The sequence below is a fragment of the Sphingomonas flavida genome, from assembly GCF_036663655.1.
GTDB lineage: Bacteria > Pseudomonadota > Alphaproteobacteria > Sphingomonadales > Sphingomonadaceae > Sphingomonas.
In genome coordinates this window covers 41,302-58,746 of sequence record NZ_JAXOJH010000003.1, presented here as the reverse complement: position 1 = coordinate 58,746, position 17,445 = coordinate 41,302, and the positions used below count along the sequence as shown (strand labels likewise).

General features: G+C 66.3%; 9 protein-coding genes. All 9 read left to right on the top strand.

Annotation, left to right across the window (positions count from 1 at the left end):
- The first annotated feature begins 36 nt into the window (after positions 1 to 36).
- The 9 genes from U1703_RS04505 to U1703_RS04465 all read left to right on the top strand — a co-directional run bounded on the left by U1703_RS04505 (position 37) and on the right by U1703_RS04465 (position 17,439).
- On the top strand, positions 37 to 2,820 hold the full coding sequence (locus U1703_RS04505) for a TonB-dependent receptor (protein ID WP_320452147.1): 2,784 nt from the start codon (positions 37 to 39) through the stop codon (positions 2,818 to 2,820).
- Between the two features lie 300 nt (positions 2,821 to 3,120).
- The gene (locus tag U1703_RS04500; RefSeq protein ID WP_320452146.1) at positions 3,121 to 4,005 is read left to right on the top strand and encodes a UDP-2,3-diacylglucosamine diphosphatase; all 885 of its coding nucleotides are present in this window, start codon (positions 3,121 to 3,123) and stop codon (positions 4,003 to 4,005) included.
- Between the two features lie 20 nt (positions 4,006 to 4,025).
- Positions 4,026 to 5,054: a glycosyltransferase family 4 protein gene (locus U1703_RS04495; RefSeq protein WP_332784765.1), complete on the top strand. Its 1,029-nt coding sequence runs from the start codon at positions 4,026 to 4,028 to the stop codon at positions 5,052 to 5,054.
- Between the two features lie 556 nt (positions 5,055 to 5,610).
- A complete protein-coding gene (locus tag U1703_RS04490; RefSeq protein ID WP_320452144.1) occupies positions 5,611 to 7,242 on the top strand; it encodes a Na+/H+ antiporter in 1,632 nt (543 codons plus the stop codon).
- An 84-nt stretch (positions 7,243 to 7,326) separates the two neighbouring features.
- Positions 7,327 to 8,319: a DUF3667 domain-containing protein gene (locus U1703_RS04485; RefSeq protein WP_332784764.1), complete on the top strand. Its 993-nt coding sequence runs from the start codon at positions 7,327 to 7,329 to the stop codon at positions 8,317 to 8,319.
- A gap of 291 nt (positions 8,320 to 8,610) precedes the next feature.
- A complete protein-coding gene (locus U1703_RS04480) occupies positions 8,611 to 11,196 on the top strand; it encodes a beta-mannosidase (protein WP_332784763.1) in 2,586 nt (861 codons plus the stop codon).
- Positions 11,193 to 13,709 (top strand): glycoside hydrolase family 3 C-terminal domain-containing protein, encoded by a 2,517-nt coding sequence (locus U1703_RS04475; protein WP_332784762.1) that lies wholly within the window; start codon positions 11,193 to 11,195, stop codon positions 13,707 to 13,709. The genes U1703_RS04480 and U1703_RS04475 overlap by 4 nt, the downstream gene beginning before the upstream one ends.
- Positions 13,706 to 15,130 (top strand): glycoside hydrolase family 125 protein, encoded by a 1,425-nt coding sequence (locus U1703_RS04470; protein ID WP_332784761.1) that lies wholly within the window; start codon positions 13,706 to 13,708, stop codon positions 15,128 to 15,130. The genes U1703_RS04475 and U1703_RS04470 overlap by 4 nt, the downstream gene beginning before the upstream one ends.
- Positions 15,127 to 17,439, top strand: a complete 2,313-nt coding sequence (locus tag U1703_RS04465) for a GH92 family glycosyl hydrolase (protein WP_332784760.1) — start codon at positions 15,127 to 15,129, stop codon at positions 17,437 to 17,439. The genes U1703_RS04470 and U1703_RS04465 overlap by 4 nt, the downstream gene beginning before the upstream one ends.
- The last annotated feature ends 6 nt before the right edge of the window (positions 17,440 to 17,445 follow it).

The window sequence follows — 17,445 nt, the reverse complement described above, 5'->3', positions numbered from 1 at the left end:
GCGGGGTGGCGCGACAGGAATTGGGGGGATTTGAGCATGTTGAGCTTTCGCGGCATGATTCTGACGGCGACCGCACTCGCGGGCATTCAGGGCACCGCCTTCGCGCAGACGGCCACCGCGCCGACCGACGCACCGACCCAGACCGCCCCCGGCAGTGACCAGTCCGATACCGGTGACGTCGTCGTGACCGGCATCCGCTCCAGCCTTCGCAACGCGATCAACGTCAAGCGCGAGGCCAACGCCGTCGTCGACGTAATCACCGCCGAGGACGTGGGCAAGTTCCCCGACCGCAACGTCGCGGAGTCGCTGTCGCACATCCCGGGCGTCAGCATCGACCGCCGCTTCGGCGAGGGCGAGAAGGTCGCGATCCTGGGCACCGATCCGGCGCTGAACCGCATGCTGCTCGACGGCCATGCACTGGCCTCGGCCGACTGGGGCGGCAACGACAACGATCCCTCCAGCCGTACCTTCAACTATTCGCTGCTCGCACCCGAGCTGGTCGACCGCCTCGAAGTCTACAAGTCGCCGGAACCGCGCATCGAGGAAGGCAGCCTGGGCGGCACGGTCATCGTGCGCACCCGTCGCCCGCTCGACCTCGACCCCAACTCGGTCTTCGCCTCCGGCGGCGTGTCGTATAACGACCGCTCCGAGAAGGCCAATATCCGCGGATCGGGCCTGTACAGCTGGCACAACCAGGCCGACAATTTCGGCTTCCTGGTCGCCGCGACCTATGACAAGCAGAGCCTGACCCGCGCGGGCGTCGAATTCTTCGGTTACGACAATGCCGCCCCGTCGGCACCCGGCACCTCCTGTCCGTACAGCAGCCCGTTCGTCAACTGCTCGAACGGCGCGCTCAGCCTGAAGAGCCCGAACGCGACGATCACCGGCGGCACGATCGCCGACCTGTACAAGGCCGCGTCGCCCTTCGGCATCAACTATGCCTATTTCCAGCAGACCCGCGAGCGCGCCAGCGTGTCGGGCACCGTGCAGTATCGCCCGGCCGACAACCTGACGCTGACCCTGAACGGGCTGCACATCGACGGCAACTACAACAACTACAGCCAGTCGATGTACACCATTCCGGGTGCCTGGACCGGCAACGTGCTGCAGACCGCCAATATCAGCAACGGCGTGGTCAACTCGGCCTCGTTCGGCGCCGCGACCAACCAGGCGTCGCAGCTCGACACGCTGGTCCGCAAGTCGAAGCTGAAGACCGACAACCTCAACTTCTTCGCCGACTGGGAAGGCGATGACGGCGCGAAGGTCAGCTTCGCCGGTGGCTGGTCGCGCGCGACCGGCGGCCGCAACCCGGAATATCTGTTCAACGTACAGACCAAGCTGCCGTTCAGCTATTCGTTCGGTCCGAAGTCGGCGACGGTCAACTATGTCGGCGATCCGACCAACCCCGCCAACTACTTCACCAACCCGAACAACAACGCCGCCACGATTGAGGGCCGTCCGGTCGTCGTCAACGGCCAGAACCTGATTGCTGCGCAGATCGGCGGCCTGGACTATAGCGTCACCACCGACCGCGACATCTTCGGCGGCTATGACGCGACCATCCCGGTCGAGTTCGGCCCCTTCACCCAGATCCTGCTGGGCAGCCGCGTGACCGACCACGTCAACCGGCTCGATGCGCGTGGCATCAACACCTACATGACCACCTCGATGACGGTGAACCAGCTGGGCGTGCCCACCTTGGCGACGCCGGGCGGCGTGTTCGACGGCACCGGCGGTTCGGGCAATGCGACCCAGTATCTGAACCTGCCCGACCAGGCCGTGATCGACATCCTGTCCAAGGCAATCAACAGCCAGCTGGTCAACAAGATCGGCGCATCGACCCGCGTTCGCGAAACCGTGATGGCGTCGTACATCCAGGCGAATTTCGACCAGGGTGGCCTGCGCGGCAATATCGGTGGACGTCTGGTCTATACTCGCGACCAGTCCAGCTATGCCGTGACGCAGAGCAACCTGGCCAATCCGGTGCCGGTGCCCACCACCACCACCACCGATTACCTGAAGTTCCTGCCCAGCGTGAACCTGGCCTATTCGATCAGCCCGCAGGTGATCGTGCGCGGTGCGGTGGCCCGGGTGATCTCGCGTCCGCGCTACGAGGACCTGGCGGCGTCGCTGTCGCTCAACAACGTCACGCTCGATGGCGGCGGCGGCAACCCGAACCTGAAGCCGTATGAGTCGACCAACTACGAACTGACCGCGGAATGGTATCCGCGCGCCGGCTCGTTGGTGGCGGTCGAGCTGTTCCGTCGCGACATCTCGAACTACATCATCAACACGCGCACCAACGCGGTGTACTTCAACACGCTGGCGGGCGCCCTGACGACCTATAACGTCAACCAGCCGATCAACGGCGGCAAGGCGAAGGTCAATGGCGCGCTGATTTCGGGTCAGACCGAAATCTGGGGCGGCTTCGGCATCCAGGCGAACTATTCGTACCAGGATAGCTCGACTTCGTCGGTCGACACGACCGGTGCGGCGCTGAACCTGCCATATCTGTCGCGTCACACCGTCAACGTGATCCCGTATTTCGAGAGCGGCATCTTCCAGGCGCGTCTGAGCTACAACTACCGTTCGAGCTATTTCCGCACGATCGGCCGCCTGGGCTCGCGCGAAATGGTGGCGCCGTACAGCCAGCTCGACTTCTCGGCAGGTGTGAACCTGACCAAGGAGATCACGCTGTCGGTCAACGCCCAGAACCTGCTGGACGAGACCTACTATCAGTATAACGCGACGCCCGACCGTCCGACCGCCTTCTACAAGAACGGCCGGACCTATGCAGCCTCGGTCGCGGTGCGTTTCTAAGACTGCCTTCTGCATCCCCTCCCGCAAGCGGGAGGGGATCGAGGGGAGGGAATGAAGTCTCACCGAGACCAAAGCCTGCGGCCTTTCCCTCCCCCATCCCCTCCCGCCTGCGGGAGGGGCGTGAGGCACACGACGTTCAGCCCATCGTAAAAAGCCCGCCGGTCCCCAGGATCGGCGGGCTTTTCCTCACCCCTGACTTGCCCCCGTCATCAAAGTGCTTTGCCTCTGTCATCGATCTGCGACGCGGGCGTCACAGATGACGGGCATGACACGCGCAACGCCAAGCGTGGGGTTATGCCGATGCCGATCACCAGCATTCCGATCGATGGTTCGTTGCACGAAAACGCCGCCATCCTCGACTTCATCCCCCGCGCGCCCGTGACGCCAGAGCCCGAGGGGCAGGAGCGCCGCCGTTACCGCACCATCTGGATCTCGGACGTCCATCTCGGCACGCGCGGTTGCAATGCCGAGATGCTGATCGACTTTCTGGATCACGTCGACAGCGACACCATGTACCTGGTCGGCGACATGATCGACGGCTGGCGGTTGAAGAAGAAATTCTACTGGCCCGCCGCGCATAACGACGTGGTCTGGCGGCTGCTCAAGCGGGCCAAGCGCGGCACCCGCGTCATCTATATCCCCGGCAATCACGACGAGATCTTCCGTCAGTTCACCGGCATGGATTTCGGCGGCATCGCCATCTGTCGCAAGGCGATCCACGAGACGGCGGACGGCCGCCGCCTGCTGGTCCTGCACGGCGACGAGTTCGACGCGATCACACTGGCGCATCGCTGGCTCGCCCATGTCGGCGACTTCGCCTATACCGCGCTCATGGAGGTGAACCGCTGGGTGAATATCGTCCGCCGATGGATGAAGCGCCCCTATTGGTCGCTGTCCAAGCACGCCAAGGCCAAGGTGAAGAACGCCGTCGCCTTCATCTCGCATTTCGAGGAAGTCGTCGCCCATGCTGCGGGCGCGCGCGGGGTCGACGGGGTGGTGTGCGGTCATATCCATACCGCCGAGATCCGCGACATCAACGGCGTCACCTATTATAATGACGGCGACTGGGTGGAGGGCTGCACCGCGCTGGTCGAACATTTCGACGGTTCGATGGAAATCCTGCACTGGGGCGAGGAGATGGAGGCCCGGCGCCAGCGTCCGGTCGCCGCCGCCATCGCCGCCTGACATACGAGAGGTTCGGGCACATGCGTATCGCGATCGTCACCGACGCCTGGAGCCCGCAGGTCAACGGCGTGGTCCGCACATTGCAATCGGTCACGGCCGAGTTGCGCGCGATGGGCCATGAACTGACGATCCTGTCGCCCGATCTCTATGCGTCCGTGCCCTGCCCCACCTATCCCGAAATCCGGCTGGCCTTGCCGCGCCCGGGTGCAATCGGCCACGCACTGGAGCGGTTCGCGCCCGATGCCGTGCACATCGCGACCGAAGGGCCGCTCGGCCTGCTCGCCCGACGCTGGTGCCTGTCGAACGGTCTGCCCTTCACCACCGCCTATCACACCCAGTTTCCCGATTATGTCGCGGCGCGGGTAAAGGCGGTCAGTCCCGAATTTGTCTGGCGCTATGTCCGCTGGTTCCATGCCCCCTCGGCGGCGATCCTGGCCTCGACGCCCAGTGTCGCGGCGACGCTGAACGCGCATGGCCTGCCGCAGACGCGACACTGGGGGCGCGGCGTCGATACCGCCCTGTTCCACCCCGAAGGCCCGCGCAATGCGGCCGTGGCGGCGCTTCCCGGACCGGTGCAGCTTTATGCCGGTCGCGTTGCGGTCGAGAAGAACATCGCGGCCTTCCTCGATACCACGACGCCGGGCACCAAGGTCGTGGTCGGCGATGGCCCCGCCCGCGCCAGCCTGGCCGCGCAATATCCCGAGGTCCGTTTCCTGGGGGCGAAGTTCGGCGAGGAACTGGCCGCCGTCTATCGTTCGGCGGACGTCTTCGTCTTTCCCAGCCGGACCGATACGTTCGGACTGGTGATGATCGAGGCTCTCGCCTGCGGCACGCCCGTCGCCGCGCTGCCGGTCCAGGGACCGATCGACGTGCTGAGCCCCGAAGTGGGGGTGATGAACGAGGTGCTGGAGCAGGCGATCGCGGGTGCCCTGACGCTCGATCGTCGGACCTGTGCGGCCTATGGTCAGGGTTTCACCTGGCGGGCCAGCGCGGAGCAGTTCCTGGCGGCGCTGGCGCCCATCGACCGGACGATGCGCGCGGCGGCGTAAGTTCTGTCGGGCACGGCGTAGTTTCTATTTCTTACTTGTCCCTTGAGCAAAGGAGAGGGCGGACGGTGTCCACCAGCTCTACTTGTTGGAACAGCTTGGGCGACGGTATGGCGCACGCAAAGCCCATGGTCGATCGACATTCACTTAATTCCTGTCCTGGATAGATTCCTCTGGGAAAGTCGGTGCGACGCTCAAAAATATGGACCGCCCCGGCGAAGGCCGGGGCCCAGTTGGGAAGCGATCAAAGCTACTGGCCATCGTACGCCAACTGGACCCCGGCCTCCGCCGGGGTGGGAAGGAATGAGCTTCGTGAAAGCCGCCCAGATAGGGGGCGACCGAAATGTCGATCGGCACTCAGCCTGCGCAACCCTCTTGCCCCCATGAAGGGCCACCGACCACGTACATCATCCCGTAAAACTCGTTTAACGGGTTGAACCACCCATCCGCCTCATGTCATTCATGGGGCCTCGCGCGATTCGATTATCGTCTCGCAGATCTTCGGTCGTGCCGCCCGCCGCCATGGCCAATCCAACCGCCGAACCCGAAAGGTCCCCGATTGGACGTCATTACGCTCAGCCTGTTCCTCCTGTTCGCCGTCGTGCTGAGCGGGGTCGTCTCCCGCCTGTTGCCCGCCGCCCTGCCCCGCCCGCTCGTCCAGATCGCCCTGGGTGCGGTGATCGGCGGCATCGCGCAAATCCGTGTCGAACTGGACCCGGAAATCTTCTTCCTGCTGTTCGTACCGCCGCTGCTGTTCCTGGATGGCTGGCGCATCCCGAAGGACGAACTGTTCCGCGACGCGGGCGCGGTTCTAGGGCTGGCGCTGGGCCTGGTCTTCCTGACGGTGCTGGGCATGGGGTTGTTCATTCACTGGATGATCCCGGCCATCCCCTATGCCGTCGCCTTCGCGTTGGCCGCCGTGGTGTCGCCGACCGATCCGATCGCCGTGTCCGCCATCGCGCAGAAGGCACCGATCCCGAAGCGGATGATGCACATATTGGAAGGGGAATCGCTGCTGAACGATGCCTCGGGCCTGGTGTGCCTGCGCTTTGCGGTCGCCGCCGCCTTGACCGGCACCTTTTCGCTGGGCCAGGCGGGGGTGACCTTCGTCTGGATGGCGGTGTCGGGCGTGGGCCTGGGCGTCGCCATCGCCTGGGGCACGGTGACCGCCAAGAACCGCTTCGCACGGCGTTTCGGTGACGATAGCGGGTCGAACATCCTGGTCAGCCTGCTGATACCCTTCGCCGCCTATCTGGTGGCCGAACATATTGAGAGTTCGGGCGTGCTGGCGGCGGCGGCGGCGGGCATCACCATGTCGTTCACCAATGTCTCGTCGGGCGTGAAGGCCGCCATCCGCATCCGGCGCCAGGCGGTGTGGGACATGCTGCAATTCACGCTGAACGGCATCATCTTCGTGTTGCTGGGCGAGCAGTTGCCGCAGGTATTTGCGGGCGCGCGCGACACGGTGATGCTGACCGGCCATGCATCCTTGTGGTGGCTGGGGCTCTATGTCGTGGCGATCGTCGCCGGGCTGGCCGCGCTTCGCTTCGCCTGGACCTGGGTCGCCTTGCGCCTGACCCTGTTCCGCCAGCGCAACCTGCCCAACCGCACCAGCCCGCCGCGCCGGGTCATCACCGCCATGTCGGTCGCGGGCGCGCGCGGGGCGATCACGCTGGCGGGTGCCCTGACGCTGCCGTTGACGCTGACCGACGGCACGCCGTTTCCGGCGCGTGACCTGGTGATCTTCCTGGCGTGCGGGGTGATCCTGTCGTCGCTGGTGATCGCCAGCCTGACGCTGCCGCTGCTGCTGCGCGGTCTGGCCCTGCCGGTCGAGGAAGGCATGAGCGAGGTCGACCACACCCGCGTCGCCGCCGCGAAGGCCGCCATCGCCGAGTTGGAGCGGCTCCAGCACGAAATGGCCGAGGGGCGCGACGATGCCGACCAATATGTCGAGATCGCCTCGCGCCTGATGGACGGATATCGCAGCCGCATCGACACGCTGGAAGGCGATGCCGATCCGGATGCGCGCCGGTTCGAGGATATCGAGCGGCGCATGAGACTGGCCGCGATCCGGGCCGAGCGTCGGACGGTGTTCGAACTGCTCAACGCCCGCGCGATCGGCTCGGAGACGGCGCAGCGGCTGGGTCGCGAGCTTGATCTGGTCGACACCCGCCTGTCCGCGCAAAGCTGAGGCCCGTAACCCCAGCGACGTTTGTCCTTGCGCGGCCCCGAAAATTATCGTGTCCTGCCAATGGGGATCGGCGTCGGGGGTGGGATGCACGCACAGGTCGGGGAAAGCTGCCGCAACTGCGGCACCGCATTGGTCGGCGAATATTGCCATGATTGTGGGCAGTCGTCGCATATCCATCGCACGCTGGGCGCGTGGTGGCATGATTTCAGCCACGGCGTCCTGCATATCGAGGGGCAGGTGTGGCGGACGATGGCGATGCTGGTCACCCGCCCCGGCGAGCTGACCCGCCGCTATATCGCGGGGGAGCGGCGGCGTTTCCTGTCCCCGCTGGCGCTGTACCTGTTCAGCGTCTTCCTGCTCTACATCGCCTATTCCATATTCGGCGGCATCGGGACATTGAAGGCCCCCGATGCGCGTCAGGCCGCAACCGAAATCCACGCCGAGGCCCTCAAGACGCAAGGGCAGATCGCCGCACTCGATCGACAGCGTGCGACCATCGTTGCGACCAGGGGCAATGTCGCGGTGGTCGATGCGGAGCGTGCACGACTGGCCGAACGCTATCGTCAGCTCGAACTGACCAGCAATGCGCTGGGCGGCGGCGTGTCCGAAGCGTCCGGTCATGGCGAAGCCGGAAATCCCGTCATCACCGGCTCCAAATCGCTCGACGCGAAACTGGCCCATGCCGTGCGCGATCCCGAACTCCTCCTCTTCAAGATGGAGGCCAATGGCTATAAATTTTCCTGGGCGCTGATCCTGTTGTCGATGCCCTTCATGGGGCTGGTCTTCGTCTGGAAGCGCGGGGTCGCGATGTTCGACCATGCGGTCTTCGTCACCTATTCGCTCAGCTTCGTCAGCCTGCTGACGGTGGTCATGATCCTGTGGGTGAAGCTGGCGCATCTGCCGGGCGTGGCGTGGCTGATGCTGGCCTTTCCGGTCCACCTCTTGCGCCAGACGCGGGGAGCCTATGGTCTGGGCTGGGCATCGGGGCTGATCATGACGCTGGTCCTGTGCCTGATGGCGATGACCGTTTTGCTGATCTGGATCACCGGTCTTCTGGCGCTCGGCCTGGCGCACTGAGCAGCCAATCGGTTGCAGGCTACCGACGGGCCCGCACGGACGCAGAAAATGGGTGGACGCCCCCCGCCTGCCTTGTCATGATACCAAAGCATATCATGAGAATACCGGCATACGACAAGCCGGTGGGTAACGGGGATGAAGGATGGCGCGCAACAGCCTGACGAAATGGGGGATTTTGCCCGTCGTCTCCGCGCGCCCCGCATTTTGCCCCGATCGTGACCACATTCCTTCCACCCGCTTTGCCATGCCCTGCCCGGCGTGGGCGAACATGCAGCTTTCGGGGACATCGTCTTGAAACATCGCCTCGGCCTGATCCTGGCCGCGCTCGCCCTCCCCTTCCCAGCGCTGGCCGCGCCCAAGACGGTGGCGACGCTCGACCGCTGGCAGGTGCGGATCGACCCGAAGGACGCCGCCGCCGCCAGCGCCCATCCGCAGGCGGCAGGCTGGCTGAGCGCGACCGTGCCGGGCAGCGTGCAGCAGGACCTGATCGCCGCGAAGATCGTCCCCGACCCCTATAAGGGCGCGAACGAGGCGCCGATCCAATGGGCGGGCCTGACCGGCTGGCAGTATCGGACATCGCTGGACGTCACGCCCGAGATGCTGCGCCGCGATCACTTGGACCTGGTGTTCGACGGGCTCGACACCTTCGCGACCGTCAGCGTGAACGGCCGGACGCTGCTCGCCGCCGACAATGCGCATCGCCGCTGGCGCGCGGATGCCAAGCCGCTGCTGAAGGCGGGCGCGAACGAGATCGTCGTCACCTTCGCCTCGCCGATCAAGACGCTCCAGCCGATGGTGCTGGCCGAGAAGCATCCGCTGCCCGGCGAATATGACTCGCCCTATGGCGACGAGCCCAAGGGCGTCCAGACCTCGCCCTATATCCGCAAGCCGAAATACCAATATGGCTGGGACTGGGCGCCGCGCATCGTCGATATCGGCATCTGGCGCGCGGTCCGGCTGGAGGCATGGGACGCCGCGCGGATCGACAATCTGCGGATCGAGCAGGAGGCGCTGACCGATGCGGAAGCGCGCATCCTGGCCCGCGCCTTGGTCGTCGCCGACCGTGCGCAGACGGGGCGGATGGACGTGACCGTCACCGGCCCCGACGGCAAGCGCATCCGGGTGCGCCGCGACGTGGCGCTCCAGCCGGGCGAGAATGACGTGGTCGTGCCCGTCGCGATCACCAGGCCGCAGCGCTGGCAACCGGTCGGCTTCGGGGCGCATCCGCTCTACACCGTAAACGCGGCGCTGGCGGGCGCGGATGCGGTCGAGAAGCGCACCGGCCTGCGCACCGTGGAACTGGTGCGCAAGGACGGCAGCTTCGGGTTGAAGATCAACGGCAACGTGATCTTCGCCAAGGGCAGCAACGTCATCCCCTTCGACGCCTTCCCCGCGCGCGTCTCGGCCGCGACCGAGCGACAGATGCTGGAAAAGGCCGTCGCTGCGAACATGAACATCGTCCGCATCTGGGGCGGCGGCTATTATCCCGAGCACAGCTTCTACGATGCGGCGGACGAGCTGGGCCTGATGGTCTGGCAGGACTTCATGTTCGGAGGTAGCGTGACGCCCCCCGACGCCAAGTTCCGCGAGAATGTCCGCATCGAGGCGGAGGAGCAGGTCGCGCGCCTGCAATCGCACCCCTCGCTGGTCATCTGGGCGGGCAATAACGAGGTGCTGTCGGGCTGGGAAAACTGGTCGGATCGCAAGGCGTTCAAGAAGGCCGTCGGCCCGGACGAGCAGGAGCGGATCGGCACTGGCATGGCCGTGCTGTTCGACCGGGTGCTGCGCGATGCGGTCATCAAGAACTCGCCGGGCATCCCCTATTGGCCGGGCTCGCCCTCGACCGATTATGAGGGGCCGACCGACACCGACAAGGATGGCGACCGGCATTTCTGGGACGTCTGGTCGGGCTCCAAGCCGGTCGAGCGCTACACCGACAGCTGCCCGCGCTTCATGTCCGAATATGGCTTCCAGGCTTTCCCGGACCTGTCGACCATCGCGACCTTTGCCGATCCGGCGGACTTCCGCATCGACAGCCCGGTGATGAAGGCGCACCAGAAATTCCTGGCGGGCGAAGGCAATGACCGGATCACCTTCTATCTGAAGCAGAATCTGCGCGACCCGCGCGACTTCGCCGATCTGGTCTACCTCTCCCAGGCGATGCAGGCCCGCGCCATCGGCCTCGCCGCACGCCATCACCGCGCCTGCCGCCCGGTGACCTTGGGATCGCTCTATTGGCAGCTCAACGACAGCTGGCCCGCGATCAGCTGGTCGAGCATCGACTGGACCGGGCATGACAAGATGCTCCAGCACGAAGCGCGTCGCTTCTTCGCGGCCCAGACCATCGTCGCCGAGACCAGGCCCGGCGCGACGCGGATCGCCTTGATCTCCGACGCGACCACACCCAAGCCGTTGGGCTGGCGCGTGACCGGCTATGCGATGGACGGCACCAAGCTGGGCTCTCAAAGCGGCAGCGTGACCATGGCCGCCGCCTCGGCCAGCGATGTCGCAACCATCCCCGACGCCACACTGTTCAACGCCGCCGCGCCCCAGAGCAGCTATGCCGTCGCCGAACTGTTCGACGGCGAGAAGGTGATCGCCCGCCAGATCGTCGAGCGGAAGGTGCCGCGCGACATGCTCTACCCCGCGCCGGGCATCACCGCGCGCTGGGCGGGTAAGCAGCTGACCCTCACCGCCCGCAACCTCGCGCGGCAGGTACAGGTGAATTTCGGCACCACTCCGGCCGAACCGTCCGACGATGGCTTCGACCTGTTGCCCGGCGAGAGCATCACGCTCACCATCCAGAGCGACGCGGACGCCGCCACCCTGGCGCGTGAGCTCAAAATCTACACCCTCGGTCCGAAGGACGCCCAGTGATCCCCTTCCTTCTCCTCGCCGCCGCCGGTCAGGCCGCCGCTCCCGCCCTGCCCGCCGAAGCCAAGACGCTGACCGTCGCGCAAAAGGCGGCACAGCTGGTCAACGAGGCCCCCGCCGAGCCCGCGCTGAACCTGCCCGCCTATGACTGGTGGAGCGAAGGGCTGCACGGCATCGCGCGCAACGGGCCATCGACCGTGTTCCCGCAGGCGATGGGCATGGCCGCGACCTGGGACACCGCGCTGATCCAGAAGGTCGGCGATGTCGTCGCCACCGAGGCACGCGCGAAGTTCAACACGCAGCCCATCAACGCCGATCGCGGCCTGTACCAGGGGCTGACCATCTGGTCCCCCAACATCAACATCTTCCGCGATCCGCGCTGGGGCCGGGGCCAGGAAACCTATGGCGAGGACCCCTTCCTCACCAGCCGCATCGGCATCGCCTTCGTGCGCGGGCTGCAGGGTCCCGACCTGAAGCATCCGAAGGTCATCGCGACCGTCAAGCATCTGGCGGTCCATTCCGGCCCCGAGGGCGGGCGCGACAGCTTCGACGTGATGGTGTCCCCGCGCGATCTGGAGGCGACCTACCTCCCCGCCTTCCGCGCCACCGTGACCGAGGGCAAGGCGCTGTCGCTGATGTGCGCGTACAATGCCATCCACGGCACGCCGGTCTGCGCCAACCCGATGCTGCTGACCCAGCGGCTGCGCACCGACTGGGGCTTTAACGGCCTCGTCGTGTCGGACTGCGACGCGGTCGGCAATATCTGGATGTTCCACCATGCCCAGCCGGATGCCCCCGCCGCCGCGGCCGTCGCGCTGCGCGCGGGCACCGACCTGAACTGCGGCAAGGCCTATCTGGCGCTGCCCGAGGCCGTGACGCGCGGCCTGATCACCGAGGGTGAGATCGACACCGCGCTGGCCCGTGCGCTGGCGGTGCGGCGGATGCTGACCGTGGATTCGCCATGGAACCGGATCAAGCCCGACCAGCTCGGCACCCCCACCAACCGCGCGCTGGCGCTGGAGACGGCGCGCAAGGGCATCATCCTGCTCGACAATCCGAACGACCTGCTGCCGCTCAAGGGCAAGACGCTCGCGGTGTTCGGCGCGAATGCCGACGATCTGGGCGTGCTGGAGGGTAATTACCACGGCACCGCGATCAACCCGGTGACGCCGCTGGAGGGCATCCGCGCGAAGTTCGGTCGCGACATTCGTTATGCGCAAGGCTCGGTGCTGGCCGAGGGCGCGTTCGTGGGCGTCCCCGAAACCGCGCTGTCGGCGAACGGCAAGACCGGCCTCGCGGTCGAGACGATGGGCGCGAACGGCCAGTGGTCGGCGGCCGGGCAGGATCGCCGCATCGACTTCAACTATACCAAGACCGCACCCTTCCAGCGTCGCTGGACCGGCACGCTGACCCCGCCGGGGCCGGGCCAGTATCGCCTGCGCCTCGACGGTCCGGCCTGCTGGCATGCCTGCCCCGCGCATGACGCGGTGAAGCTGTATATCGACGATCAGCTGGTCATCGACGACGTGATCGGCGGCAAGAAGCTGGAGACGATCATCGACGGCAGCACACCGCGCCGCATCCGCGTCGAGATCGACCACAAGGGCGGCGACGAAGGCTTCCGCCTGCAATGGCTGCCCCCCGCCGAAGCGCTGACCGCAGAGGCGCTGAAGGTCGCAGGGACCGCCGATGTGCTGGTCGCGGTGGTCGGCCTGTCGCCCGATCTGGAGGGCGAGGCGCTGGGCGTCTCGGTGCCCGGTTTCGCTGGCGGCGACCGCACCGACATCGTGCTGCCCGAGATGCAGCGCAAGCTGCTCGCTGCGCTCCAGGCGACCGGCAAGCCGGTGGTCGCGGTCGTCGTATCGGGCTCTGCGGTGTCGCTGGGCGAGATCAAGCCCGCCGCGACGCTGGCCGCCTTCTATCCGGGCGCCGAGGGCGGCACCGCGCTGGCCGAGATCCTGGCCGGTGACGTGAACCCGTCGGGCCGCCTGCCCGTCACCATCTATCACTCGACCGCCGACCTGCCCGCCTTTGCCGATTACGGCATGAAGGAGCGCACCTATCGCTACTTCACCGGCAAGCCCGCCTGGGGCTTCGGCCATGGCCTCAGCTACACCAAATTCGATTATGGCCAGCCCACCGTGACCGCCAGCGTCGCGGCGGGACAGCCCGTCCAGGTCGCGGTGCAGCTTCGCAATATCGGCCAGCGTGCCGGTGAAGAGGTGACGCAGGCCTATCTGGTGCCGCCCGCGACCGACGAGAAGCTGATCCTGACCGATCCCGTGCTACAGCGGCAACTGGTCGGCTTCACCCGTGTCGCGCTGAAGCCCGGCCAGGCGGGCACCGCCCGCTTCACCATCGATCCGCGACTGATGAGCCAAGTATGGCGCGACGGCACGCGGCGCATCCTTCCGGGCACCTACAAGCTCTATATCGGCGGTGGCCAGCCGGGTGACGGGGCGGGCCAGTGGACGCAGTTCACCGTGACCGGCCAGGCACAGGACCTGCCCAAGTGACGCCCACCCGTCGTGAACTGATCGCCGGGGGTGCGGCGCTGGCCGCCGCCCCGGCCTTCGCCGCCGCACCCGGCTTCGTGAGCAAGCGCCCGGCCGTCGCCGACCGCCGTTTCGTATCGAAAGCGGTCGAGGCGGAGATTACCCGCATCTCGAAGATGATCGCCGATCCCGAACTCCGCTGGATGTTCGGGAACTGCTATCCCAACACGCTCGACACCACGGTGCTGTCGCTCGGCGAGGTGGGCGGCAAGCCCGACGCCTTCGTCATCACCGGCGACATCCCCTGCCTGTGGCTGCGGGATTCGGCGGCGCAGTTGCGGCCCTATCTGCACCTCGTGAAGCGCGATCCGGCTCTGGGGCGGCTGTTCCGGGGGCTGATCGGGCGACAGGCACGATCGATCCTGATCGACCCCTACGCCAACGCCTTCATGCAGGACCCGACCGCCCGGACGAACCTGAGCTGGGCGCTGAAGGACGATACCGACATGAAGCCCGGCGTCGCCGAGCGGAAGTGGGAGATCGACTCGCTCTGCTATGCGATCCGGCTGGCATATGGCTATTGGCGCGAGACGGGCGACACCACGCCGTTCGATGCCGAGTGGAAAACCTCCGCACGGCTGATCGTGAAGACCTTCCGCGAGCAGCAGCGCAAGGACGGCCCTGGCCCCTATCGCTTCCGCCGCTCCGCGCCCGAGCCGACCGAGACGTTGTATCGCGGCACCGGTCTGCGCACACGGCCGAACGGCATGATCCATTCGGGTTTCCGCCCCTCGGACGATGCCTGTCTCTATGGCCAGTTCATCCCCGCCAACCTGTTCGCGATGACCACGCTGCGCGAGCTGGCCGCCCTGTCGAACGCGGTGGGTGAGGCCGCGCTGGCGCAGGACGCCACCGCCCTCGCCGCCGAGGTCGAGGCCGCGCTCAGGCAGTTCGGCACGATGACGCTGCCCGGCGGCGAGCGGGTATGGGCCTATGAGGTCGATGGCTTTGGCAACACCGTCTTCATGGACGACGCCAATGTGCCGTCGCTGTCGGGCCTCGCCTATCTGGGCTGCGTCGACGCGGCCGATCCGCTGTGGCAGCGCACCGTCGCGGCCTGCTGGAGCCGGAACAATCCCTGGTATTTCGAGGGGCGCGCGATCAGCGGCATCGGTGGTCCGCATACCGGGCCGGGCCAGGTCTGGCCGATGTCGGTCATCACCCGTGCGCTGACCTCGACCGACCCTGCGCTGCTACGCGCCAGCCTGGCGATGATCCGTGGATCGCATGGCGGTACGGGCTTCATTCACGAAGGGGTCGATATCGACGATCCCACCAAGTTCACGCGCGACTGGTTCGCCTGGGCCAATGGCCTGTTCGGCGAGCTGGTCGTCCATGTCGCGGCCACCAGGCCGGAAGTTCTGCGGGAGACGTTTGCATGATCCTGAGCCGCCGCTCGCTCCTCGCCGGAACCGCGCTCGCCACCCTGCCGCTCGATAGGCTTGCCGCTCGCGTGGTCACCCCGCCGGTTCTACCGAACCTGTTCATCGGAACGGGTGGCGACGGCCACACCTATCCCGGCGCGGTCATGCCCTTCGGCATGGTGCAGCTGAGCCCCGATACCGATGTCGAACGCTGGGACACCTGCTCGGGTTATCATCACGGCGATGGCTCGATCATGGGGTTCAGCCATACGCACCTGTCGGGGACCGGCATCGGCGACATGCTCGACGTGCTGGTCGTGCCGACGCGCGGGGCGTTGAAGCTGACGCCGGGGCCGCTCGCCAACCCCGATGAAGGCTATCGCCAGCGTTATTCCGAAGAACAGGCGCAGCCCGGCTATTACCGCGTCAAGCTGGAGTCCGGCGTCCTTGCCGAGCTGACCGTGACCGAGCGGACCGGCTGGCACCGCTATACCTATCCAAAGGGTCCGGGGCATGTGCTGGTCGACCTGTCGCACCTCGTCCTCGACAAGAGCGACGCCAAGGCGCTGATCACCGATGCCGAACTGACCATCGAGCCGGACGGCACGATCACCGGCACCCGCCGCGTATTCCGCTGGGCGAAGGGGCGGCGCATCTTCTTTGCGATGCAACTGTCGAAGAAACCCAGCCGCATCCAGCTTTACGGCGACGGCGATGCGCCCGCGAACGGCACCTCCGTGAAGGGCAACCGCCTGAAGGCCGCCCTGTTCTTCGACGAACTCGGCGATGCGCCGCTATTGGTCCGCTGCGGTATCTCGGCGGTCGATGTCGCGGGGGCGAAGGCCAACCTCGCCGCCGAAGCCAAGCATTGGGACTTCGACCGCACCCGTCGGGCCGCGATGGATCGCTGGGCGGCGGTCAGCGGGGGCATCCGCGTCGAGGGCGGCACCACCGACCAGCGGGTCATCATGGCGTCGGCCAATTATCACACGCTGATCGCGCCGACGCTCTTCTCCGACGTGGACGGCCGCTATGTCGGGCTGGACGGACAGGTGCACACGGCCCCCGCCGGGCAGTTCGCCTACAGCACCTATTCCACCTGGGACACGTACCGCGCACTTCACCCCTGGCTGATCCTGACCCAGCCCACCCAGGCCAGGAAGCTGATCGAGGACGTGATCCGCCAGACGCAGCAGAGCGTTTACGGCCCGCCGGTCTGGACGCTGCAGGGCAAGGAGACCGGCATCATGATCGGCTGGCACGGCACGCCGATCATGGCCGAGGCGATGGTGAAGGGCATTCCCGCCGATTACGCCGCCGCCTGGCCCGGCATCGCCAAGCGCAGCTTCGACTTCTCCGCGCCCGACCTGGACAATAGCAAGGGCCGCGACCTGTACGACGCCAAGGGCTATGTCCCCGCCGACAAATGGTTCGAAAGCGTCAGCCGGACCCAGGAATATGCCTATGACGACTGGGCCGCGTCGCATATCGCGCGTCGTGTCGGCCAGACGGCGGAGGCCGACCGCCTGCTCAAGCGCTCCGGCAACTGGCGCAACGTCATCGACCCCACGATCAATTTCGCCCGCCCGCGCTTCGACGACGGCAGCTGGTGGAAGGATTACGATCCCATCCAGCTCGGCCACATGCCCAAGCCCTGGTGGCGCGACTATACCGAGGCGAATGGCTGGCAGGCGACCTTCCTCAACCAGCACGACGTGTACGGCCTGATCCGCCACATGGGCGGCGATGCGAAGTTCGAGGCCAAGCTCGACGGCCTGTTCAACGCGCCCTCGACCCTGCCGAAGAACGCGCCGCCCGACATTTCCGGTCTGGTCGGCCAGTACGCGCATGGCAACGAGCCCGACCAGCATGTCGCCTATCTCTACGCCTATGTCGGCGCGCCGTGGAAGACGCAGGCCATGGTCCGCCGCCTGCTGACCGAGATGTACAAGAACGCCCCCGACGGCATCATCGGCAATGATGACTGCGGCCAGATGAGCGCGTGGTTCCTGTTCTCGTCGCTCGGCTTCTATCCGGTCGATCCGGTCAGCGGCGCGTACGTCTTCGGCAGTCCGCTGTTCGAGCGTGCGCAGGTGACGGTCGGCGGCAACAGGACGCTGGTCGTGGAGGCGAAGGGCAATCGCCCCGACACGCCCTATGTCCAGTCGGTGACATGGAACGGTCGCCCCTGGACGAAGAGCTGGATCGACCATGCCACCCTGTCCAAGGGCGGCACCCTGTCCTTTACCATGGGCGCGAAGCCCAATCCCGCCTTTGGCCGCGATCCCAAGGATCGACCGCCGTCCTTCGACCACCAACTCGCCTGATCCCTC